The sequence below is a fragment of the Streptomyces sp. NPDC001056 genome, assembly GCF_053598955.1.
This window is the reverse complement of the sequence record NZ_JBSFLI010000002.1, coordinates 378,945-401,012: the sequence shown is the minus strand read 5'-3', so window position 1 is coordinate 401,012 and position 22,068 is coordinate 378,945. Positions and strand designations below refer to the sequence as shown.

Here is a 22,068-nt window from a genome sequence, read left to right as displayed (position 1 = left end):
ATTCAGAGCAGTTCGTGCTCAAGCTCGCGGATCACCTTGTGTGCGTAGTCGATCTCGGTGGGGTCGGGATGCACCAGGAACACGGCGCCGGGAGAGGAGTTGAGGTCCACGGTCGGCCGGGTGGGCGCGCCGTCGGCGATCCGGAACCGGACGCTCTCGAAGGCGGGGATCCGCTCCAGCGCGGTCCTGATGGCCTCCATCGGCAGCGGTACGGCACGACGGGCCATGAGATTGACGCAGCGCGCCCGCCGGAGCACCGGGTAACGGGCCGGGCGCGCGGCGAGTGACACGCCGCCGCGCGCGTGGCAGTCGAGGGTGAGGCTCACCTGGTTGGCGCCGGTGCACAGGTCGAGCGCGGCGGGGTTGGCCAGACCGGAGATACGCGCCCCGGTCTCCAGGAGCAGCGGGCCGCGCGCGGTGAGGATCAGCTCGCTGTGCGCGGGGCCGTCGGTGATCCCGAGGGCGTCCAACGCCCTTGCTGTGTAAGGGAGGATGATGTCGAGCACGGGATCGTCGGGTGTGAGCAGGTCCTCCGCCTCGTAGATCCTGCGGCCGCCCTCCCGTACCTGCTTGCGGCTGATCCAGGCGTCGGTGAACCAGTGACCGCCGTCCCGGCTCACGGTGTTGACGATGTACTCGTCCCCGGCCAGGTACTCCTGGACGAGCACCTCCTCGTTCACCCGCAGCATGATGTTGGTCTTGCCGAGGACGGCCCGGCAGGCATCCGCGACCCCCTGCTCGGTGTCGCAGGTGTAGACGTCGTCGGAGCCCGCGCTGTCGAGCGGCTTGACCACGACACGCGCGATGTCCGGGCGGCCGCGCCACCAGTCGAGCAGTTCGGCGACGTCGCCGGAGCGGCACTGCCGTGCCGTGGGCACGCCCGCCCGGGAAAGGGCCTCCATCATCAGGGACTTGTCGCGGCGGGCAGCGGACAGCGCCGGGTCGTTGCCGCGCAGGCCGAGCCGGTGCGCCAGTTCGTCCGCCACCTCGACGCCGAACTCGCTCGCCGCGACGACCCCCACGGGCTGCCGCGCCGCCACGTGCGCCAGTACCTCGGCCTCGTGACCGGGATAGGTGAGGTCCTCGGCCAGGAGCGCGCTCGGCAGGCTCGCGCCGAAGGTGTCGGACGCCAGGGCACGGGAGCGCACATGCAGGACGCGGTGGGTCTCGGCCGCCTCCCGGGCCAGCATCGACCCGGTGGAGAACGCGTCCACCAGGACCAGGACGGGACGGTCCGGGCGGTCTTGCGGGACAGTCATGAGTGGGGAACCAATCTGGGCTCGGACGATTCGCTGTCGTAGCGCTCCGCGACGTGGTTGAGCATGCCGTAGAGGTCGTCGGAGGTGAGCCGGTCGGCCTTACGGGACGTGGGGGTGCCGAACGGCAGGTTTCCGGTGGACCCCCAGGCCAGCGCGCCGCGTCCGTCGATGACGCAGGTCGCCGCCGACCTGTTGTCGGGGTGGAGGCAGTAGGGGATGTCGAGCAGGCCGCGCCGGAACGCCTCGGTCAGCGCGGTGCCGATGTCCGCGTCGAGGTCGAGCACCGCCTCCACGATGGCCCGCGCCTCGGTGAGCGTCTCCTCGAAGTACGCGTCCTCCTCGGCCGTTCCGGGGCTCACCGGGCCGCGCGCGGCGGCCGCGGCGAGCCGCAGCGCGGAGAGGTTCTCCGACACGCTCGGGATCTGCCACGCCTCGGAGACCGTCTTGACGATCAGCCGCTCGCAGCCCGCGTCCCGGGCCAGGCGCGCACTGTCCTCGATGAGCGCGCCGGCGCCCGCCGGAGTGCGCGGGAACAGGCCCATGTACGTGTACAGGACCACGTGCCACGAGACGTTCCCCAGCAGTTCGGTGGCGAGGGTGCGCAGGGCCCGTACGGCCCCGCGGTCCTGCGCAGGGTGCGTGCCCTGGGCGTAGCTGAAGGACATGTGGCGCAGCCCGTGGGCCTGGAAGAAGCAGCCCTCCAGCACCGCGACGGCCACCAGCAGCGACGGCGGGCAGAGCTGACCGAGCAGACAGCCGCCGAAGCTCTCGATGTGACCGTGCTCGGTCTCCCCCGCCAGCAGCAGGCAGCTCTCCGACCAGGCGCGGACCGCGTCGGCGAGCGGGAGCCTGCTGTAGGGCAGGCAGTAGGAGACCGGCCCGCCCTCCGTCGCGTCCAGACCGACTTCGACCAGTCTGCGGAAGACGGCCAGCGGCAGCGCCGTACCGTGCCGGACCTGCACGGGGAACGACGGTCCGTACAGGCCCTCCAGCATGCGCCGGGTGGCGGCCGCGGGGTGGGAGACGAGCGGATATCCGTTCAGCTCCTCGTCCGCGGCCAGCCGCTCCAGCGGGGTGGTGTGGTCGCCGACCCGGGTGTAGCTGTCGAGGGTGAGGGTGCCGACCACGGGGAAGTCGAGGGCGGCCACCTCGCGCAGCCCGGCCGCCATCGCGTCGATCCTGCCGAAGCCCATGCGCGGCTGCACGACCAGGGTGTGCTCGGCCCGGCGGCCGGCCACGAACCGGTCGAGGTAGCCGGTCACCGTCCTGAGATCAGTTCGGTGGCGGGGGCGCCGCTGGCCGGGTCGATGGTGGCCACGTGGTACTTGTGCGGGTCGCCGGCCCGGACGCGGGAGATGATCGTCCCCGGGGTGCCGAAGTCGACCAGACTGCTCGTGTAGAGCGTGCGCAGGTGGGCGAGGCCGAGGCCGGAGACGTCCTCCAGCCAGGCCGCGATCTCGCCGTCCGTGTCGCCCTCGGCGGCGAGCGCCGCGTGGATGCGGTCCGCCTGGCCGGCCCGTGCCGGGTGGCAGCGTTCGAGGAAGGCGGCCAGCCGCTCGCCGCGGTCGGTGAACGGGGAGAACACCATGGCCACGAGCGCCTCTTCGGACAGCCCGAACGCCTCCTGCGCGAACTCGTCGGCGAGCTTGCGCCGGTGGAGCCGCTTGTCCGGCGAGTCGTAGCGGCTCAGGGCGAGTTCGATGAGGTTCTGCGGCATCTCCTTCTTGTGCATCAGCTCCTCGGCGAGTTCCAGGTACTCGGCCAGGCCCTCGTCGTACGACCGTCCCTGCACGAACTCGCTCCGCAGCGCGCGTAGATGGGCCATCAGGCCGGGGTTGGCGCAGTCGGACTCACTGAAGCTGAAGGCGAGGTCGTCGAACTGGAACCCGAGGAAGTCGACGATGAGGTCCCAGTGGTCGTGCACCCGGTAACTCACCAGGTCGTAGACCGAGATGAACTGCGGCTGCATCGAGCGGTCGCCCGTCGACACCTCGCGCTCGGCGAGTTCGTGCTCGCTGTCGTCGCCGAACAGCTCGCGGAAGTAGGTGTCCCCGATGCCGCGCAGGGCCAGGAGGATGCCCCTGAAGCCCATCGTGCGGCACTCCTCGACATCCACGCCGGACGCCTTGGCGAGCCGCATGATCCAGGCGGAGTAGAGGAGTTGCTCGCGCCGGGAGTCGCCGGTCATCACCACGTCGACGCCGCCGTCGAACCAGGCCGCGCGCCCGTAGAAGTCGGCGACGGCCAGGTTGCAGCTGTTGCAGAAGGTCGGCCGGCCGTCACCGGCGGCGCGGTGGCCGTTCATCAGGACGTCGACGCGGTTGATGGCGACCAGCTGCTCGGGCAGCGGCAGGTCGACGTGGAAGGGGCGCACCAGCGTGTGGTCGATGGTCAGCAGTTCCGCCCGCTCGTCGTCGAGGAGGCCGAGCGCCCGGTAGACGCGGTCGATGTTCTCCATGACGGCCCGGGGCACACCCGCGTGCCGCATGTTGGCGACGCGCAGGGTGAAGGTGCGGCCGAAGTTCAGCGCGAGGTGCAGCTGCACCGCGCGCACGAAGGCGACGACGTACGTGCTGTCCTTGCCGCCGCCGTAGGCCACCATGACCTTGTAGCCGGGCAGGGCGTCGACGCCGCCCGCGGCCTCGACGAGCCGTTCCCCGGTCGCCTTGACGCCTTCGAGCTCCCCGTCGCTGAGGAAACCGGTCAGGCGGGTGTACAACGTCGGGTACCGCTCGTTCGCGGGCTCCCCCGTGTGCTGGTTCATATCTTCGTAGCCTCGAATTCGAAGGTGTCGATGATGCGGTGGATGTCGGCCTCCACCTGGGACTCGTCGTCGTCCAGGAGGATGAAGCGGCCGCTGTGCAGGGCGTCGTAGGAGCCGCCCGGCTGCAGCACCTCGCCGACCGGGGGCAGCAGTTCCCGCCAGATCGTGGGCACGCTCGCGCGCAGGGAGACGGCCTTGGTCACGCGCGCGGGCAGGTCGGCCGGCTTCGGCACGCACAGCCAACCGCCGGACGGGTCGCCGGTCTTGGCGGTGATCCCGGTGGGCTCGCCGCCCACGGCGCGCAGCCACACCTCGAAGAGGTTGACCCCGAACAGCTTGTTCAGCAGGTGCGGCACCTCGCTGCCGCCCACCCGGCCGCCGATCTCCAGAAACACCAGCTCGTCGGCCGGTGTGACGAAGACCTCCAGGTGGAAGGGGGTGGTGCGGATGCCGAGGGCCGCGACGCACTCCCGGCTGAACGCCTCGATGCGCTCGCGCAGTTCGCTGTGCTGGACCACGACCGAGCCGAGCGGTGCGCCGAGGCCGAAGGCCAGGCAGTCGTTCACATAGCGGGAGACGACCTGGAAGGGGATCTCCGCGTGGTCGTCCGCGTAGCCGTCGATGTGGAAGATGCGCCCGGTGACGAACTCCTCGATCTCGTACCGGGACAGGTCCAGGGTGGGCAGCAGCTCCCGGAGCGCCTGCTCGTCCTCGACGCGGTGCACCCCGATGCTGGCAGCGCCGTCGACCGGCTTGAGGATCACCGGGTAGCCGGTGGCGCGCGCGAACTCCACGGCGGCTTCGGGGGTTTCGCAGCCGCCGAAGCGCGGGACCCGGACGCCCTTGAGGGCGAGGATCTCCTTCATCCGCACCTTGTCGCGGTAGACCGCGACCTCGTCCGGGGTCGGACCGGGGATGCCGAGGTCCCGGCGGACCCGGGCGGCGATCTCCAGGGTGAACTCGGACAGCGCGACGAGCTGGTCCACCGGGCCGACCCGGTCGGTGATCTCGGCGACGGCGTCACGCAGCGCCTCGAAGTCGTTGACGTCGTCCACCTGGACCTGCGCGGCGATCTTCGCGGGATCGGCGAGCACGCCCTCGGCGCCGAGCGGGTCCACCACATAGCTGACCTGGTGGGCGTCGTGGTCGATGAACTCCTCGTAGCGCGTGAGCTCGTTGTCCCAGCGCACTCCGTCGGAGAAGCGCGGCCAGCGGTTGACGATGACGATGTGCATTCAGACTGCTCCTGCGGTCAAGAGTTCCGGGTGGTCCCACGGCGGTACGGGGGCGGACTGCGGCTGCCAGGCGGCGAAGCCGTCCCGCTCGCCGCACTGGAGGAAGTCCCGGAAGCGGGGGACGGCGTCCTCGCCGGTGAACACGTCGGTCCAGCCCTGGGCGATCAGGTCGCGGCGCACCCGGTCGTTGTCCGACTCCGAGGTGGTGAGCTTTCCGCCCACGACACAGGGCAGTTCGAGGCCCCGGCGCTGGATCTCGCCGAGCAGGACCCGGGCGCCGTGGTGGCCGTGGCCGTTGACGCTGGAGACCACGAGCAGGTCCGGCCGGTGCTCCTCGATGCCGCGCAGCACCTCGGTCACCGGGGTGCAGCTGCCGAGGTTGCGCACCAGGCCGCCGTGCTCCTCCAGGAGCTTCTGCAGATAGACCAGGTTCCAGATGTGGGAATCCGACTCGACGGTGCTCACGACGCACCGGAAGGACGTACTCAAGACTGCACTCCTACGGGAACTCGTTCGCGGTCCGTGAGCGTCCGGCGGAAACTGCGCATGGTCAGGGGCAGGAGGACGGCTCCGAAGGCGCTGAGCACGACGGCGAGCACGCCCACCAGCCGCTGCGGACCGTACGCGGCCCCGACGCTGCCCACCAGCAGGCCCGCGATGGGATACGACAGCAGGTTGAGCAGGTAGAAGGGCCCCATCACCTTCCCGAGGTGCTCCCTGGGGATCACCTTCACCCGCTGGGTGCGGTTGAAGACGTTGTAGTACGCCGTTCCCGTGAGCACCGCGATGAACAGCACGGCGTAGACCGGGAACGTGCCGGCGATGCCGATCAGCAGCAGCGCCAGGCACAGCACCGTGAAGCCGAGCGCGCCGAGCAGTCCGACCTCGAACCGCTTGAGGAGGAGCGGGATCACCAGCAGGTTGACCAGTCCGACGACGCCGACGCAGGTGTTGAGCAGCGCGAACGACCAGTCGGGCGCGGCGAAGACGCCGGTCACCAGGGCCGCGTTGGCGCTGAGCACCGAGGCGACCACGAGGTTGATGCCGAAGTTGAGGACGCCGAGCAGCAGCACGGGGCGGTTGCCGGTCATCAGCTTCCAGCCCAGGCCCAGTTCCCGCACGGTGGCCCGCGCGGTCACCGGTGCGGTCGGCCGCTCGCCGCGCGGCAGCGGCAGCCAGCAGGCGGCGGCGAGGGCGAACACCGAGGCGGCGACGACGAGCAGCCACACCTTGCCGATCAGCGCCGCGGCGAGCGTCGCGAGCGCGGGCCCGAGGGCCATCGCGAGCAGTTCCATGTTCTGCACGAGCGCCTGGGTGCGCGCCAGGGCCTCGCCCGCGGCCAGCTGGGGCACCATCTTCTCGACGGACATGCGGGTCGGCGCGACCAGCACCGAGAGGATCGCGCCGCTGGTCATCAGGGCGGGGGTGGTCCAGCCCGGCCGGGTCAGGCAGACCGCCACGACCACGGCGAGCACGACCGCGCGGGAGCCGGTGACGAGGGAGAACAGCCGGGCGCCGCCGTCCCGGTCGGCGACGAGGCCGGCGAAGGGGTAGGCGATCAGGCCCGGCAGCCACTCCAGCGCGAACGCGAAGCCGAGCGTGGAGACCTGCTTGGTGTCCTGGAAGAGGAGCAGCGGCACCGCGAACATCACGACCTGCTCGGCCATCAGGCCGAGCAGCACGCCCGCGCCGAACAGGCCGCGGCCGAAGCGGGGTTGAGAGGTCACGAACCCGCCGCCGCGTTTCGCTCGTGCTCGCGGATCAGCGGGGCGACGTGCGTGTAGAAGATCCGCATCTCGTCGCGCGTCGGCCAGCCCGAGAAGATGAACTCGCTGACGCCCGCGGCCTTGTAGGCGTACAGGTACTCGGCGACCTCCGCGTAGCTGCCGACCACGCACAGCGCGGGGCCGCCCCGGTAGGCGACGGCGCCGGACCACAGCATCGGCGACAGCCAGTCGTCGGAGGCCGAGTCGGCGAGCCGGAACGAGGTCTTGACGGCCTCCGAGTCGGACTTGCCGACGAAGTCGGTGACCCAGGCGCGGTGTTGCTCGTCGGGGTCGCGCATCATCTCGTCGACCGCGGCGAGCGCCTCGGCGCGCGTCTCGCGGGCGAGGACGTGCATGCGGATGCCGACCTTGCAGCCCTGGGACAGCAGCGGCTCGGTGACGGCCGCGATGCCCTCGGGGGTGTCGCCATAGCGCAGCCAGCAGTCCGCGTACGTGATCGCGGTCTTCTGCGCCACGGCGGAGGCACCGCTGATGTAGATGTGCGGGCGGCCGCCGCCCTTGTACCCGAGGCCGAGCTGCGCCTCCTCGATCGTGTAGTGCTCGCCCTTGTAGGTCAGGGGCGTCTCACCGCGCCAGAAGCGGTGGCAGACGTCGAGGAACTCCTCGGATCTGGCGTACCGCTGGTCATGCGCGAGGAAATCTCCGTAAAACGCCTGCTCGGCGGGCGAGATGCCGGCCACCAGATTCAGCGCGATACGCCCGTCGGACATCCAGGAGACGGTGTTCACGATCTGGGTGAACAGCGTCGGCGAAAGCAGCCCGGGGCGGTAGGCGAGGATGAACTTGACGCGTTCGGTTTCCCGGACGAGAGCACCGATCATCGGAAGGGGATCGGGCATGTGGTAACTGATTCCCATGAGTAGGGAATCAACCCCGAGTTCATCTGCCTCACGAGCGAAATCAACTATCCCGGCAAAGTCGAGCTCGCCCGCCTGATACTTGTCCGTGGCCTTCTGCTGGCCACTGTCCAGAGGTGAACACCAGTGCAACTTCAGATCGTCCATACCTACCCACCTGGAAAAACTCGGTCGAGCGTGACAGTCGACAGCCGAACAACGAATAAATGACGAACTGTGGAACTCGGATCAAGACACGGTGCAGGATTACAAAGAAGGCACTTCTCGCACAGCCATACCTCCACATGGATGGAGATTACGGACACCTTCTCGGTGTCCTCAGACTTGTGTCCGACCTTGACACGTCTCCTGACGTTACGTCAAGATCACGGCGCTGCTTGCGTCGAGAGTAAACCGCCGCCATTCACTCTGGAGACGGCGGCAACGTGTCGGACTGTGCTTCATCTCACACGCAAAGGTTGCGGCTGGCTTGCGTTCGCTTACGAAATAGGTCAGAGCAAAGGCAAATGATTTCCAAACGTCGGTCGAGCCTGAGGTGAGCGGAATGATTCGCCCCGGATCGACGGCCGACACGACCGACGGACATGAAAGGTTACGAGGTTGTCCCAGGAGACGGGTCGGGTCCAACTACCCACCCCACGCGCCCACCTGACGTCGGACAGGACCCGCGCCACGCTGGCCGTACAAAGCAAGTTTCTCACCGGAGCCAGGGAGTTCCTGGTCGGCGAGGGCTTCCAGGAGCTGCTGCCGCCCACCATCGGACCGGTGACCGACCCCGGCGCGCGCGGCGCCAAGCAGGTCGACATCGACTACTACGGACACCGCTACAAGCTGATGACCAGCGGGATCCTGTACAAGCAGGCCTCGTTGCTCAGCTTCGACAAGATCTTCCACGTGGCTCCGAACGTGCGGCTCGAACCGCTGGAGACCGCGGTCACCCACCGTCACCTGGTGGAGTTCCACCAGCTCGATGTCGAGATCGGCGACGGCTCCCGCGAGGACGCCCTGGACATCGCCGAGCGGTTGACCAAGTACGTGGTGGAGTACGTCCTCGTGCACGCGCAGTCCGAACTGGCCGTGCTCGGCCGTGACCTGGAGGACTTCAAGCAGATACTCGCCGGTCCCTACGGCCGCCGCGGCCACGCCGAGGTCGTCGCGGACCTGCGGGAGCGCGGGCACGCGCAGGAGGCCGGCGCGGAGGTCGACTGGGAGGGCGAGGAGATCATCTCCCGGGCCGCCGCCCACCCCTTCTTCATCACCGACTACCCCAAGGGTTCCCGCGGCTTCTACGACAAGGAGAGCCCGACGGAGCCGGGGGTGCTGCGCAACTTCGATCTCATCTTCCCGGGCGGTTTCGGCGAGATGATGAGCGGAAGCGAACGCGAGTCCGACTATCGCAATCTCGTCATGCGCATCCGGGAAACCGGTGAGAACCCCGCCAAGTATGACTGGTACCTGACGCTCGCCCGCGAGGGCCTTCCGTCCAGCGCCGGTTTCGGTCTGGGCGTGGAGCGCTTCACGCGGTTCCTGTGCGGGCTGGACGCGGCCTGGCAGGCGTCCGGCTACCCGAAGCTCCCGGGGGACCCGCGGCCATGACCGATCTCCACGCCCCCGGATTCCCGCGGTCGCAGGTGGCGGAGCGCGCCCGGCGCGGCACCGCGATGGCGTTCCCCGACGCCGCCGGCTACGGCACGACCATGTTCGGGCAGCAGGCCCCGGACCCCGGCGCGCCCCGGGACGCGATCGACCGGACCCGGCTGGTGCCCCCGGTCTTCGTGCCCCGACGTCTCGAACGGCTGATCGACCTGGGTCGCGAGCCCGTGGTGGGGGACGCCGAACTCGCCACCACCATCGGGGGGTTCAGCTCTCCCCTGCCGGTCTACGTCTCCGCGTTCGGCTCGACCCGGGTCGCCAGCGGCGACCTCGGGCAGGCCGTGGCACGGCAGGCGGGCCGGCTGGGCATTCCGATGATCATTGGCGAGAACATCGTCCCCGTCGCCGGCTACGGCCGCATGGCGCAGACGGCTCCCAGCTCGCTGCTGCAAAGGATCACGGAGTACGCCGCCGCCGTCCCGGACGGACAGGGCGGTGTCGTCGTCCAGCAGAGCACCGAGGACGCCGACGCCGAGGTGTGGAACCTCGTCTACAGCGATCCCGCGGTGCAGCCCCTGCTCGAATCGGGGCGCCTCGCCTTCGAGTTGAAGGTGGGTCAGGGCGCCAAGCCGGGCATGGGCGGCATGACGCTCGTACCGCGGGAGAAGGCCACGGCGCTGTCCGCGCAGTACGACCTCATGGACGTGTTCGGCGCGGACAGCGACGCGGTGCTGCGGTGCAGCAGTCCGGGCACCTTCACCGACGAGATCCTGCGGCACCAGATCCGGCTGATGCGCAACAACTACCCGCGCTGCCGGGTGTGGGTGAAGCTGCCGCCGGCCCGCGATGTCGGCGAGGCGGCGGCGGTCGCCTGGGCGGCCGGGGCGGACGCGGTCGGCGTGGACGGCGCCGAGGGCGGCACCGGCTGGGCGCCCGAGGCGTTCCTCGGCCATGTCGGCCTGCCGCTCGCGGAATGCCTGGACCGGGTCGACCCCCAGGACCACTGTCTGCTCGTGACCGGACGGATCTGGGAGGGGGCGCGCGCGACCAAGTGCCTCGCGCTCGGCGCACGGGCCGTCGGGCTGGGCCGCGCCGCGCTCGCGGCGGTGGACGAGGACGCCGAGAACGGTCTGGTGAACCTGGTCGAGTGCCTGGCGCTGGAGCTGCGGATGCTGCTCAGCTCGCTCGGCAAGTACGAGGTCTCGGAGCTGAGCCGGGAGGACCTCTGGTCCGAGGAGCGGCCGGGGCTTCGCTGACGGGGCCCGGGACGTGAAGGCGCCGCCCGCGCCGGGCGATCGTATCCCCGGACCGGGCGGCTCCTCACGAAGACGAAAGCCCAAGCGATCCCTTTGGTTTCATCCCTAAGATTCCGTGGTGACCCTGGAAGACCTGAAGGTGTTCGCGGCCGTGTGCGAGGCGCACAACCTCAGCACGGTGGCCCGCGAGATGAAGTGCACCCAGTCCGCCGTGAGCCAGCACATCAGACGGCTGGAGAAGGAGACCGGCCTTCCGCTGGTCGAGCGCCGGCCCCGGGGTGTGGTGCCGACGCGGGCGGGGCTGATCCTGCACCGGGCCGTGCAGGACGGGCTCACCGCGCTGAACGACGCCCTGCGGCTGCTGGACGAGCTGCGCACGGGCCGGCACGGGAGTGTGGCGATCGCCACGGGCAGCACCACGATCCGCCATTTCATGGGTGCCTCGGTCAAGGAGTTCCGGCACGCCTTTCCCGACGTCCGTCTGGAGTTCCACACCGAACGCTCCAGTGAGCGCTGTCTGGACGCGCTGCGCAAGGGCCTCGTGGAGCTGGCCTGGGTCACCGTCACGCCGGACGTCCACGGCCTGGAGCAGCGGCCGGTGATCGACCTGGACTGGGTGCTCGCCGTGCACCGCGACGACCCCCTCGCCGCGGAACCCGTCCTGTCCCTCGCGGACCTCTCCCGCACCCAGCTGATCCGGCCGCCGGCCGGCACCAGCTCCGGCCGGCAGGTGGACGAGCGGCTGGGGCACGGCCCCACCGGCGCCACCGACTGGGACACGGCCCTGCTGCTGGCCGAACTGGGCCTGGGCCACGCGCTCGTGCCCGCCGTCCCAGGGGTGACCTCGCACCCGGACCCGCTGTGTCTGGTCCCGGTGCGCGGACTGGTGCCGCTCAAGGTCGGCTGGGCGGCCCGTCAGTGGTCGGCGCTGTCCCCGGCGGCGAACGCCTTCGCCGACACCGTGATCGCCCACCTCGACGCGCGGGGCGGCGCCGCCGAGCGGCGGGAAGTGTCCTGAGCGCCGCCGCCCCGAGCGGCGGCGGTCAGCCGGAGGAGGCCGCCGTCGTCCCGTCCCCCAGTTCCGCGACCAGTCGGGTGGCGAGCGGCACATCGATGCCGTGCCGCCCGGCCGCCCGCAGTACGGCGCCGCCGATCGCGTCCAGTTCCAGCGGCCGGCCGGCCTCCGCGTCCCGCAGCATCGAGGACTTGCTCTGCGCCGGGAAGGCGTCGTAGCGCGCGAGGATCTGGGCGGCGTCGCCCGGTCCCCCGCAGGCCCGGCTCACCGCGGTGGTCTCCTCCACCAGCGCCGCCAGCTCCTTCGGGTACTCCTCCCGGATGCCGCCGATCGACCGCCTGTAACGCGTCGTGAGCAGGGCGAACGGTGCCAGGAAGGCCAGCTTCGCCCAGAGCGCGGCGTTCTCGTCCGCGACGGTACGGGTCTTCACCCCGGCGGCGTCGAGCACGGCGGCCAGCGGCGCGAGCCGGTCCGTGTCCGCGCCCGCCACGTCGATCTCGGTGAAGGGGCTGCCGTGCTCGATGACGCCCGCGGACGTGCGGGTGGACTCCACCCGGATCACGGCCGGTACGACCTGCTCCGTGCCGTAGCGCGCCCGCAGCGCGGCGACGTGCTCGACGCCGTTGAGCAGCGGCAGCACGAATCCCCGGGTGAACCGGGGCGGCACCCGGTCGAGGGCCGCGTCGAGCGCGGTGTGCTTGACCGTGACCAGGCACAGGTCCACCGGCTCGCGCAGTTCGGTGTCGGCCTCCACCCGGGCGGTGAAGTCGCCGTGCCTGCCGCTGGAGACCCGGATGCCGTCCCGGGACAGGGTCCGTGCGGTGTCCTCGCCCGCCAGGCAGATCACGCGGTGTCCGGCACGGGAGAGCAGGGCCGCGAGAAGGCCGCCAACGCCTCCGGGCCCGAGCACGGCAATGGTCCAGGGCGATACGGGTGCGGTGTCCGGCGCGGTGTCCATAGAAGGGGTGCCCTCTCCTTGGGTCGCGACAGCGACAAGGGGATCGTCATGGTGTCCGGCAAGATCATCAGTTCGCGCCGGGGGCCCAGTCAACCCCAGCGATCTCTGGGGAGGCCGAAGCGAAGCCTTGGTTCCTCGCACAGGACGTCACCGTCCCCTTACGGCCGGTCCGCGAAAGCGACCCTCCAGACCTCCCCTTCCGACGCTTTCCCCGCCCCCGGATCCGGCCCGTTCCGGGCCGTTTCGGGGCCTCCTCCTGTGACGCCACCCATAGGAGCCAGATCACGTCCTAGGGCGGGTCGTAGGAGCAGAACACCCTGAGCTGCCCAGACATCTCCATATCGGCTCATATCGGGCATTGCTCCGAAGTCCGGTAGTACGTCACATCCTTGCCAGGCGCTTCGGGCCTGGCTAAACATTGCTGTCGTTGCCGGGAAGCAACGGGCCGGACCGAGCGGATCTCCGCCGGAACCAACCGCCCGGTCCCACCCGCAGCACGGGGCACACCGCCCCACCGCCACCGCGAACCTCGCGGCCGGCACGACCTTGTCCCCCAGAGGAAGAGTCCTATCGCATGACCATGGCCACCCGCACCCGCATCGCCCGCCTGCGCACCCTCGCCGTCACCGGTCTCGCCACCACCGGGGCCGCGGCCGCGGCCCTGACCCTGATGCCGGCCAACGCGCAGGCCGCCGAGATGCCGCAGGTGCACGCCTCTGTGGTCAAGGCCTCGAACACCAGCGCCGCCAAGACCGGCTCCGGCAACAACCTGGACGGCTGGATCAAGCAGTCGCTGGCCATCATGAAGGCCAAGGGCATCCCCGGCAGCTACGACGGTCTGAAGCGCAACATCATGCGTGAGTCCGGCGGTAACCCCAACGCTCAGAACAACTGGGACATCAACGCCAAGAACGGCGTCCCGTCCAAGGGCCTGCTCCAGGTGATCTCCCCCACGTTCAACGCCTACCACGTGGCCGGCACCGCCCAGAACATCACCGACCCGGTGGCGAACATCACCGCGGCCGCCAACTACGCCGCCCACCGCTACGGTTCGATCGACAACGTGAACTCCGCGTACTGATCGACGCGGTCCCCGCGCCGAAGGCCGGTGCCGGCAGCTTCCACGCTGCCGGCACCGGCCTTTTCAACTTCCGCGCGTCCGTGGGGCGTCGGTCAGGTGCCGCCCGGGGTGCCGAGTCCGGTGAGCGCGCCGACCGGGTCCAGGTCGGGGGTGCCCCGGGGCCACCAGTCGTCCGCGCCGGGCTCGGACTCGTAGACGTACCAGAGGCCGTCGCGGCCCAGGCGGAGCTGGACATGGCCGAGCGGATGGGTGAGCCGGTTGCGCCAGGGCCGGAACGCGGGCAGGTCGGCGGCGAGCAGCAGCGGCCTGGCCCGGTCGAAGCGGCCGGCGGGCGGGTCCCACGGTTCCTCCAGGACGGCCAGCCCCTCCACCCCGCCCTGCCGCCAGGCGGCGACGGCCCGCGCGAGGTCGCCCGGGGTGCGGTCGGTGGCCTGGGCGAGCGTCGCGTAGAGCGCGCGGGTGGTCGCGGTCAGGCCGGCACCGGGGCGGCCCGCGGCGAGCCGTACCGCGTCCTGCCACAGGGACAGTTCGCCGACCGGGTCGCGCCCGGTGCCGAGCAGCGCGTGCGCGCGGGCCGCGGCGTCGGTCGCCAACTGGTCCAGCGCGAACGGGTCCGGGCCGCCGGGCGCGGCGGGATACGCCGGGGGCTGCTCGGGATGCGCCGGGACCGGCAACGGCGGGGGCGGGGGCGGAAGTCGGCGCGGGGCCAGGGCCTCGGTGGCGCGTATGCCGGGCAGTGACGAGGGCCGCCGTTCACGTCCGTCGCGGGCCGCGCGGGCGGCGCTGCGCCGGGAGAGCTCGTCGAGCAGTTCCTTCTCGCCCCGGCCGCGCAGGAGCAGCAGGACGAAGGGGTCGGCGTCGAGCAGCCGCGCCGTCTGGTAACACAGGGCGGCCGCGTGCTTGCAGGGGTGGCCGGAGTCGGGGCAGCTGCAGCGCGGAGCGAGGTCGCCGGGGCCGGGCAGCAGGGGGACCCCGCAGTCGGCGAGGGACTGGGGCAGCTCCTTGTCGAGCAGCGCGGCGATATGGCCCGGCCGGTCGACGGCCGCCTCCAGGAACCGCTCCCACTCCGCGTCCTCCAGTGCCCGCACCCGCACCTGGACCCGGTAGGGGCGGGGCCTGCTCCCCCGCACGTAGGCGAGGACCAGCCCGGGGGTCACGGTGATCGCGTCCACATGCCCCTGGTCGGCGTAGCCCCGCCCGCGCGCCACCCGCCTGGCGTCCAGCGCGCCCCGCTCCAGCGCCTGCACCCAGGCGTTGCCCCACCAGGTCCCGGCGAACGGACCGTCCTCGGTGCGGGCACCGCGGGGCGCGAACGCCGGGAACGTGCGCCTGAGTTCACCGTCCCGGTGAGGCGTGGCCATGGTCGGCGGCGCGTGCGGGACGGCGGGCTCGGCCCCGGGGAGGGCGGCCGCCTCGGCGGGCTCGTCCGGCTCCGGCGCGGCATCGGTCTCCGGCGGCATCCGAAAGGCGGTCCTGAGGAACTGCCGCATCTCACCGGCAGCCTTGAGCCGCGCGGCGCGGGAGGCGTCGGCGGCGGGGCCGGAGGGACGCGCGGAGGAGGGCGCACCTCCGGTCCGGGCCTCGGTGCCGGCCCCCGACGAACGGTCGGGGTCACGCCGCCCACCGCGCTCGGCCTCCGCCTCCCCCCGCAACGCCTCCCGCCGCGCGGCCCGCAGCGCCTCCCGCGCGATGTCGCCGGGGCGGGGACCGGGGGCGGGACCGGGGTCGGAAGGCGGGCCGGAGTCGGGGGCAGGGACAGGGACAGAAACAGAGACAGAGACAGGGGCAGAGGCAGAGGCAGAGGCAGAGGCAGGGGCAGGGGCAGGGGCAGGGGTAGGGGTAGGGGTAGGGGTAGGGGTAGGGGTAGGGCGAGAGTGGGAGGCACGGCCGGGGTCGAGGTCACGGCCCGGGTTCGGATCACCATCGGGATCGGCGGCGCGGCCTGGGCGGGGATCGGCCTCCGGCGCGTGTCCTTCCTCCCGGTGTCCGGAGCGCTCGACGCGGTGACCGCCGGCGACAGCCGCCCGCAGAGCCGCCCTCGCGGCATCCCCGGGCCTCGGCGCAGGCGCGGCGGTACGGCCTTCGACGCCCTCGGCGCGATCGAGCCGTTCGGCGCCTGCCCGGCCCCCGGCGCCAGCGGGGCCCTCGGCACCACCGGGCCCCCTGGTGCCGTCGAGTTCCTCGGCGTCATCAACCCGCTCACCGTCATCGGGCCTCGCGGTACCACCGGGCCTCGCGGTACCACCGGGCCTCGCGGTACCACCGGGCCTCGCGGCACCATCGGGCCCCGGCTCACCCGCCCGGCCCGCCCCGCCATCGCGGTCCGCCCGCGCACGGAGGCCGACCGCGCCGCCCTCGACGACCGCCCCGGCCTCCGCGGACCGGCGGCCCGGCCGGTCTCCGGCCGACGCGCCTCCAGCCCACCCGGCTCCGGTCAGCCCGCCTTCAGCCGACCCGGCTCCTGCCGCGCCGTCCTCGGTCCGCGCTCCCGGCTCCGCCGTCGGACAGGCCCGTTCCGCTGCCACCCGCTCCCCGCGGACCCCCGCATCCGCCCCCTGGATCTCCTCGGCCCCGCCGACCACGCCCTCCGCCGTCGCCCGCTCCGACTCCGGCCTCGGCTCCACCCCCGGCAGGGGCTGTGCCCGTCGCCGTGCCGCGCGCAGGGCCTGGCGGGCCAGATCGGCCGGGCGGGCGGGGTCGGCGGGGGTCATGGCGTGCTCCGCAGGGAGACGAGGTCGGTCAGTTCGCGGTCGGTGAGTTCGGTGAGGGCGGCCTCGCCGGAGCCGAGGACGGCGTCGGCCAGCGCGCGCTTGGCGGCGAGCATCTCGGCGATCCGGTCCTCGACCGTGCCCTCGGTGACCAGCCGGTGGACCTGGACGGGCTGGGTCTGGCCGATGCGGTAGGCGCGGTCGGTGGCCTGTTCCTCGACGGCCGGGTTCCACCAGCGGTCGAAGTGCACGACATGCCCGGCGCGGGTGAGGTTGAGGCCGGTGCCCGCGGCCTTCAGGGACAGGACGAGGACCGGCGTCCCGCCGTCCTGGAACCGGTCGACCATGCGCTCGCGCTCCGGCACCGGGGTACCGCCGTGCAGCAGCTCCACGGGGATCGCGCGGGCGGACAGATGCGCGGTGATGAGGCGGGCCATGCCGACGTACTGGGTGAAGACGAGCACCGAGCCGTCCTCGGCGAGGACCGTGTCCAACAGCTCGTCCAGCAGGGCGAGTTTGCCCGAGCGGTGGACCAGACGGTCGGTGGGGCCGTCCTCCTTCAGGTAGAGCGCGGGGTGGTCGCAGATCTGCTTCAGCGCGCCGAGCAGCTTCAGGACCAGTCCCCTGCGGGCGATGCCCTCGGCGGTCTCGATGGCCAGCATCGACTCGCGTACCACCGCCTCGTACAACGCGGCCTGTTCGCGGGTGAGCGGCACCGGGTGGTCGGTCTCGGTCTTCGGCGGCAGCTCGGGCACGATGCCGGGGTCGGACTTCTTGCGCCGCAGCAGAAAAGGCCGGACGAGGCGGGCGAGCCGGTCCACGGCCTCCTGGTCCTCGCCGTTCTCCACCGCGCGGGCGTGCCGGGCGCGGAAGGACTTCAGCGGGCCGAGGAGTCCGGGGGTGGTCCAGTCGAGCAGGGCCCACAGCTCGGAGAGGTTGTTCTCCACCGGGGTGCCGGTGAGCGCCACGCGCGCGGGGGCCGGGATGGTGCGCAGCGCCTTGGCGGTGGCCGAGTAGGGGTTCTTCACATGCTGCGCCTCGTCCGCGACGACCATCCCCCAGTCCTGCTCGGCGAGTTGGGCGGCGGCGGAGCGCATGGTGCCGTACGTGGTGAGGACGAAGCCGCCGTCGAGGCCGGCCAGGGTGCGCTCCGTGCCGTGGAAGCGGCGGACGGGGACGCCGGGCGCGAACCGGGTGATCTCCCGCTGCCAGTTGCCCAGCAGGGAGGCGGGGCAGACGACGAGGGTGGGTTCGCCGCGCCCTCGTTTCAGGTGCAGGGCGATGAGGGTGACGGTCTTGCCGAGGCCCATGTCGTCGGCGAGGCAGCCGCCGAGGCCGAGGGAGGTCATCAGGTCGAGCCAGGCGAGGCCGCGCAGCTGGTAGTCGCGCAGGGTGGCGGCGAGCCCGGCGGGCGCCTCGGCGGGGCGCAGGCCCGCGGTGAGCCGGTCGCGCAGGGTGGCGAGGGCGCCGACGGGCACCGCCTCGACCGTCTCGCCGTCGATCTCGGCGGTGCCGGTGAGCGCCACGGACAGCGCGTCGACCGGGTCGAGCAGGCCCAGTTCCCGCTTGCGGGCCTTGCGGACGAGGGCGGGGTCGACCAGGACCCAGCGGTCCCTCAGGCGTACGACGGGGCGGTGGGCCTCGGCGAGGGCGTCCATCTCCGCCTCGTCCAGCGGGTCCCCGCCGAGGGCGAGCTGCCAGCAGAAGCGCAGCAGGTCCTCGCTCTCGAAGAAGCCGGTGCCGTCGGTCGCGGCGCCGGGCGCGGGCCGGACCTCCGCGGTGGCGGTGAGGTCACGGGCGAGGTCCCGGGGCCAGTGCACGGCGACCCCGGCGGCGGCCAGCCTGGTGGCCGCGACACCGAGCAGGTCGCCCAGTTCCTCCTCGGACAGGGCGAGGACGTCGGGCACGTCCTGTTCGGCGAGCCGGTCCAGGGGCGGCCATACGCGCCCGGCGCGGCGCACGGCGAGGGCCGCGTCCACGCGGGCGCGGGGGCCGAAGGCGGTGTCCGCCTCACCGGCCCACAGGGCGGCCGCGTCGGCCACGAGGGTGGGGTCGGCGAGGCTGTGGACCTGCACGATCGCCGCTCCGGCGGCGCGGACGCCCGCGCTCGCGCCGGCGTCGAAGGCGTCGTACGCGGACAGGTCCAGGCGCAGCGAGACGCGTACGCCCGCGTCCATCCCGGCGGCGACCTCGGCGGCCCATTCGCGCGCCCCCGGCAGGGCCTGGGGCGCGCGTGCGGCGAAGGGGCGGCCGCAGGCGTGGGGGGCCGCGGGGGTGCGGGGCAGGGTGTCGGCGACCGCGTCCAGGAAGGAGCGGACCAGCGCCTCCGGCTCGGGCAGCCGCAACGGCCCGGGGTCCGGCAGCGGCACGGCGTGGCCCTCCGGGGGCAGGGCGGCGGCGATCGCGCGCAGGTGGGCGATGTCGTCGGGCTCCAGCGGACCGGCCCGCCAGGCGTCATGGCCGCTCGGGGTGAGGCCGGGCAGCAGCCGCCCCCGCGCGACGAGGCGCAGCGCGTGCAGCGCGGCGGCGCCCCAGCAGGCCGTGGCCGGATGCGCGGCCGGGTGCCGGCGGGCGCGGACCAGCAGGGGCAGGGCGTGCGCGAGCGGCAGGCCCAGCGCGGGCACCTGCCGACGGCGCACTCCGGCACCGTGCCGTCGTACGACCGTGATCTCCTCGGGATCACCGGCCTCGGCGGGCAGGGGCTCACCGGCGGGGTCCCAGAAGGCGACACGCCCTTGGCGCGGGAGCGGCGCGGGCAGGTAGACGGCGGCGAGGCGCACCGGCACCGCGTCCCCGTCGACCGCCGTCCGCCCGGCCGTCACCGCCACACCACTCATACGTTCTGCCACCTCCCGCCCGCACATCGGATCAGTCGTCTCCGACTCTACGGGCGGGGTCTGACAACCGGCCCCGACGGCCGCTACGGTACCGTCCGCGACACCACGTACACCGTCGGGAAAGCCGGGTCGGCCAGGTTCACGACCACGTCCTGGGTGGGTGCCGGGTTCTTCTGCGTGTGGGTGAGGCCGTACCAGGAACCGGAGCCGCCGAAGGCCCAGCCGCTGACCTCGCGGTCGCGGGAGCCGACGGCGATGTCGCCCTTCTTCAGCTCGTCGCGGCGGGTGCCCATGGACTGCAGGAAGGTGTCGAGGCCGGCCGGGTTGGTCCGGAACTGCACGTACAGGCGGCTGGTCTTCCAGTTGTTGGTCTCGTACGAGGCGATGCGGTCGGCCGGGCGGGGCACGTTCACCTGGTAGAGGCGGCGCTGCACCTTCGACGGCCAGCCCGGGGTGAGGCCGGTCGCGGAGTACCTCGCCTCCTTGTCCTTGCCGCTGTTGCGGCTCTGGTTGGCCGAGATCACCAGGTAACCGGCCGGTACGCCGATGAGCAGCACGATGATCAGCAGGGTGAGCCCCCGGCGCCTGGCCTTGTGGCTCGGGTCCTCGGCGGGCCGGCGGGCCGGGTCCGGCGGGGCGGCCTGGCGGGGCAGGGAGGTGGTCATGCGGTGTCCCGTTCGCGGCGGGCCTGGGCGTACCGCTCGTAGCGCTCGTACCGCTCCACCCGGCGGCGCTTGGCGCGCCGGAACCGGCGGGCGACCAGGCGGGCCAGGTCGGCGGCGCCCACCATGCCGGCCTCGGGGCCGAGCTGGGCGCGGGTGATACGGGCCTCGGGGCGGTAGCCGCGGCCGGTGAGATGGCGCTTGAAGGCGTCCCTGGCGGGGCCGATGAGCAGATCGTCGGCGGCCGAGACGCCGCCGCCGATGACGAAGCAGGAGGGGTCGAGGGCGGCGGCCAGGTTGGCGATGCCGACGCCGAGCCACTGGCCGATGTCCTGGAGCAGCTCCACGCACATCGCGTCGCCCTCGCGGGCCAGCTCGGTGATCATCGGCCCGGTGATGTCGCCGACGTTGCCCTTGACGTGCTCGATGATCCCGTAGGCGACCGGCGAGTCGGCCACGGCCAGCTCGCGCGCCTCGCGGACCAGGGCGTTGCCGGAGCTGTACTGCTCCCAGCAGCCGCGGTTGCCGCACGGGCAGCGGTGGCCGCCCGGCACGACCTGCATATGGCCGAACTCCCCGGCGACGCCGAACTTGCCGCGCTTGACCTGGCCGTCCTCCAGGATCGCGCCGCCGATGCCGGTGCCCAGCGTGATCATCACCAGGTGGTCCTCGCCGCGCCCCGCGCCGAAGCGCCACTCGGCCCAGGCGGCGGTGTTGGCGTCGTTGTCCACGAGGACGGGCACCGAGAGGCGGCCGCTGAGCCGGTCGCGCAGGGGTTCGTTGCGCCAGGACAGGTGGGGGGCGAACAGGACGCGGTTGCGGTCGGCGTCGACCCAGCCCGCGGCGCCGATGCCGACCGCGTGCACGTCGTGCCGGTCGGAGAGGTCCAGCACCAGTTCGACGATGGTGTCCTCGACGACCTTGGGGCTCTTGGACTTGTCCGGGGTCTCCGTGCGGAGCTTCTCCAGGATGTTGCCGTCGGCGTCCACGACGCCCGCCATCACCTTCGTGCCGCCGATGTCGATGCCGACGGTGGGGACACGGGGGGCCGTCAGATGGGACCGACGCTCCCGGGTGCCGACCGTGCGCAGGACGGGGGCCCGGCGGGAGCCGATGGGGGCCGTGAGGTCGCGATAGGTGCTCATCGTTGGTCGATTGTGCCTCAACGACGGTAAGGGTGCCGCATGGCCCGGGGGTGAGGGGCGGGCGATCCCGGAGTGCTTCCGGTTGACCGCGGCGCCCCTCGGGGCCCTCAGTCGCGCCGGAGTTCGTGGCGCAGGACGTCCAGGTCGGAGCCGCCGGCCATCTGCCGGGTCAGCTCGTCCAGGGTGATCTCGTCCCGTGTGTGATTGCCCACCATCGTGCCACGGCGCAGCAGCACGAACCGGTCCCCCACGAGGTACGCGTGGTGCGGGTTGTGGGTGATCAGGACCACGCCCAGGCCCTCGTCGCGGGCCGCGGCGACGTACTTGAGGACCACGCCGGACTGCTTGACGCCGAGGGCCGCGGTCGGCTCGTCCAGGACGAGGACCTTGGCGCCGAAGTGGACGGCGCGGGCGATGGCCACGCACTGGCGCTCGCCGCCGGAGAGGGTGCCGATGGGCTGGTCGACGTCCCGGAGGTCGATGCCCATGCGCAGCAGCGCCTCGCGGGTGGTGCGGCGCATCAGGGCGATGTCGAGGCGCTTGAAGGGGCCGGTGCCCCTGCGGGGCTCGGACCCGAGGAAGAAGTTCCGCCAGACCGGCATCAGGGGCACGACGGCCAGGTCCTGGTAGACGGTGGCGATGCCCCGGTCCAGGGCGTCGCGCGGCGAGGCGAGTCGGGTCTCCTCGCCCTCGATGCGCAGCGTGCCGCCGTCGTGCTGGTGCAGTCCGGCGATCATCTTGATCAGGGTGGACTTGCCCGCGCCGTTGTCGCCGAGGACGCAGGTGATCTCGCCCGCGTGCACCTCCAGGGAGACGCCGTCGAGGGCGCGGACGTTGCCGTAGCGCTTGCCGACGCCGCTGAGCTCGACCAGGGCGGGCGGCGTCGTCCGCGTCGTGTCGTCGGTCATGTC

17 protein-coding genes are annotated in these 22,068 nt (G+C 72.2%); 4 read left to right on the top strand and 13 right to left on the bottom strand.

What is annotated here, in order from left to right:
- Positions 1–2 precede the first annotated feature (2 nt).
- From ACWDD7_RS04345 to ACWDD7_RS04315, 7 genes are read right to left on the bottom strand one after another with little or no spacing between them, the layout of a single operon-like run.
- Positions 3–1,259, bottom strand: a complete 1,257-nt coding sequence (locus ACWDD7_RS04345; protein ID WP_450456278.1) for an ATP-grasp domain-containing protein — start codon at positions 1,257–1,259, stop codon at positions 3–5.
- Positions 1,256–2,521 (bottom strand): methylaspartate mutase, encoded by a 1,266-nt coding sequence (locus ACWDD7_RS04340; RefSeq protein WP_450456276.1) that lies wholly within the window; start codon positions 2,519–2,521, stop codon positions 1,256–1,258. The genes ACWDD7_RS04345 and ACWDD7_RS04340 overlap by 4 nt, the downstream gene beginning before the upstream one ends.
- The gene (locus ACWDD7_RS04335) at positions 2,518–4,023 is read right to left on the bottom strand and encodes a PqqD family protein (protein ID WP_450456274.1); all 1,506 of its coding nucleotides are present in this window, start codon (positions 4,021–4,023) and stop codon (positions 2,518–2,520) included. The genes ACWDD7_RS04340 and ACWDD7_RS04335 overlap by 4 nt, the downstream gene beginning before the upstream one ends.
- On the bottom strand, positions 4,020–5,258 hold the full coding sequence (locus ACWDD7_RS04330) for an ATP-grasp domain-containing protein (protein ID WP_450456272.1): 1,239 nt from the start codon (positions 5,256–5,258) through the stop codon (positions 4,020–4,022). The genes ACWDD7_RS04335 and ACWDD7_RS04330 overlap by 4 nt, the downstream gene beginning before the upstream one ends.
- Positions 5,259–5,747 (bottom strand): cobalamin B12-binding domain-containing protein, encoded by a 489-nt coding sequence (locus tag ACWDD7_RS04325; RefSeq protein WP_450456270.1) that lies wholly within the window; start codon positions 5,745–5,747, stop codon positions 5,259–5,261.
- Positions 5,744–6,985, bottom strand: a complete 1,242-nt coding sequence (locus ACWDD7_RS04320; RefSeq protein ID WP_450456269.1) for an MFS transporter — start codon at positions 6,983–6,985, stop codon at positions 5,744–5,746. Before ACWDD7_RS04320 ends, ACWDD7_RS04325 begins: the two co-directional genes overlap by 4 nt.
- Entirely contained in the window at positions 6,982–8,049 is a 1,068-nt protein-coding gene (locus tag ACWDD7_RS04315; protein WP_351869428.1) for an LLM class flavin-dependent oxidoreductase, read from the bottom strand. The genes ACWDD7_RS04320 and ACWDD7_RS04315 overlap by 4 nt, the downstream gene beginning before the upstream one ends.
- A 453-nt stretch (positions 8,050–8,502) precedes the next feature.
- Between ACWDD7_RS04315 and ACWDD7_RS04310 the strand changes: the two genes are divergently transcribed.
- The 3 genes from ACWDD7_RS04310 to ACWDD7_RS04300 all read left to right on the top strand — a co-directional run bounded on the left by ACWDD7_RS04310 (position 8,503) and on the right by ACWDD7_RS04300 (position 11,769).
- The gene (locus ACWDD7_RS04310) at positions 8,503–9,498 is read left to right on the top strand and encodes an asparagine synthetase A (RefSeq protein WP_392213796.1); all 996 of its coding nucleotides are present in this window, start codon (positions 8,503–8,505) and stop codon (positions 9,496–9,498) included.
- Positions 9,495–10,751 (top strand): glutamate synthase-related protein, encoded by a 1,257-nt coding sequence (locus ACWDD7_RS04305; RefSeq protein ID WP_450456266.1) that lies wholly within the window; start codon positions 9,495–9,497, stop codon positions 10,749–10,751. Before ACWDD7_RS04310 ends, ACWDD7_RS04305 begins: the two co-directional genes overlap by 4 nt.
- A 118-nt stretch (positions 10,752–10,869) precedes the next feature.
- The gene (locus ACWDD7_RS04300; RefSeq protein ID WP_351869437.1) at positions 10,870–11,769 is read left to right on the top strand and encodes a LysR family transcriptional regulator; all 900 of its coding nucleotides are present in this window, start codon (positions 10,870–10,872) and stop codon (positions 11,767–11,769) included.
- Between the two features lie 25 nt (positions 11,770–11,794).
- Here ACWDD7_RS04300 and ACWDD7_RS04295 read toward each other — a convergent pair whose 3' ends face one another.
- Entirely contained in the window at positions 11,795–12,724 is a 930-nt protein-coding gene (locus ACWDD7_RS04295; protein ID WP_450456264.1) for a ketopantoate reductase family protein, read from the bottom strand.
- Positions 12,725–13,298: 574 nt separating this feature from the next.
- On the opposite strand from ACWDD7_RS04295, the gene ACWDD7_RS04290 reads away from it, so the two are divergent.
- Complete coding sequence (locus ACWDD7_RS04290) at positions 13,299–13,805, top strand: transglycosylase SLT domain-containing protein (protein WP_351869442.1); 507 nt, start codon at positions 13,299–13,301, stop codon at positions 13,803–13,805.
- A 92-nt stretch (positions 13,806–13,897) separates the two neighbouring features.
- Here ACWDD7_RS04290 and ACWDD7_RS04285 read toward each other — a convergent pair whose 3' ends face one another.
- The 5 genes from ACWDD7_RS04285 to ACWDD7_RS04265 all read right to left on the bottom strand — a co-directional run bounded on the left by ACWDD7_RS04285 (position 13,898) and on the right by ACWDD7_RS04265 (position 22,065).
- Positions 13,898–15,835 (bottom strand): SWIM zinc finger family protein, encoded by a 1,938-nt coding sequence (locus ACWDD7_RS04285; protein ID WP_450456355.1) that lies wholly within the window; start codon positions 15,833–15,835, stop codon positions 13,898–13,900.
- A gap of 677 nt (positions 15,836–16,512) precedes the next feature.
- Positions 16,513–19,350 (bottom strand): SNF2-related protein, encoded by a 2,838-nt coding sequence (locus ACWDD7_RS04280; protein ID WP_450456261.1) that lies wholly within the window; start codon positions 19,348–19,350, stop codon positions 16,513–16,515.
- Between the two features lie 83 nt (positions 19,351–19,433).
- The gene (locus tag ACWDD7_RS04275; RefSeq protein ID WP_450456259.1) at positions 19,434–20,015 is read right to left on the bottom strand and encodes a sugar kinase; all 582 of its coding nucleotides are present in this window, start codon (positions 20,013–20,015) and stop codon (positions 19,434–19,436) included.
- Complete coding sequence (locus ACWDD7_RS04270; protein ID WP_351874311.1) at positions 20,012–21,157, bottom strand: ROK family glucokinase; 1,146 nt, start codon at positions 21,155–21,157, stop codon at positions 20,012–20,014. The genes ACWDD7_RS04275 and ACWDD7_RS04270 overlap by 4 nt, the downstream gene beginning before the upstream one ends.
- A gap of 107 nt (positions 21,158–21,264) precedes the next feature.
- A complete protein-coding gene (locus ACWDD7_RS04265; RefSeq protein WP_450456354.1) occupies positions 21,265–22,065 on the bottom strand; it encodes an ATP-binding cassette domain-containing protein in 801 nt (266 codons plus the stop codon).
- Positions 22,066–22,068: the final 3 nt, after the last annotated feature.

Coding starts and splice junctions, on each gene's coding strand:
- ACWDD7_RS04345 (WP_450456278.1), bottom strand. CDS start 1,259: ATGACTGTCCCGCAAGACCGCCCGGACCGTCCCGTCCTGGTCCTGGTG.
- ACWDD7_RS04335 (WP_450456274.1), bottom strand. CDS start 4,023: ATGAACCAGCACACGGGGGAGCCCGCGAACGAGCGGTACCCGACGTTG.
- ACWDD7_RS04330 (WP_450456272.1), bottom strand. CDS start 5,258: ATGCACATCGTCATCGTCAACCGCTGGCCGCGCTTCTCCGACGGAGTG.
- ACWDD7_RS04315 (WP_351869428.1), bottom strand. CDS start 8,049: ATGGACGATCTGAAGTTGCACTGGTGTTCACCTCTGGACAGTGGCCAG.
- ACWDD7_RS04305 (WP_450456266.1), top strand. CDS start 9,495: ATGACCGATCTCCACGCCCCCGGATTCCCGCGGTCGCAGGTGGCGGAG.
- ACWDD7_RS04295 (WP_450456264.1), bottom strand. CDS start 12,724: ATGGACACCGCGCCGGACACCGCACCCGTATCGCCCTGGACCATTGCC.
- ACWDD7_RS04290 (WP_351869442.1), top strand. CDS start 13,299: ATGACCATGGCCACCCGCACCCGCATCGCCCGCCTGCGCACCCTCGCC.
- ACWDD7_RS04280 (WP_450456261.1), bottom strand. CDS start 19,350: ATGAGTGGTGTGGCGGTGACGGCCGGGCGGACGGCGGTCGACGGGGAC.
- ACWDD7_RS04275 (WP_450456259.1), bottom strand. CDS start 20,015: ATGACCACCTCCCTGCCCCGCCAGGCCGCCCCGCCGGACCCGGCCCGC.
- ACWDD7_RS04270 (WP_351874311.1), bottom strand. CDS start 21,157: ATGAGCACCTATCGCGACCTCACGGCCCCCATCGGCTCCCGCCGGGCC.
- ACWDD7_RS04265 (WP_450456354.1), bottom strand. CDS start 22,065: ATGACCGACGACACGACGCGGACGACGCCGCCCGCCCTGGTCGAGCTC.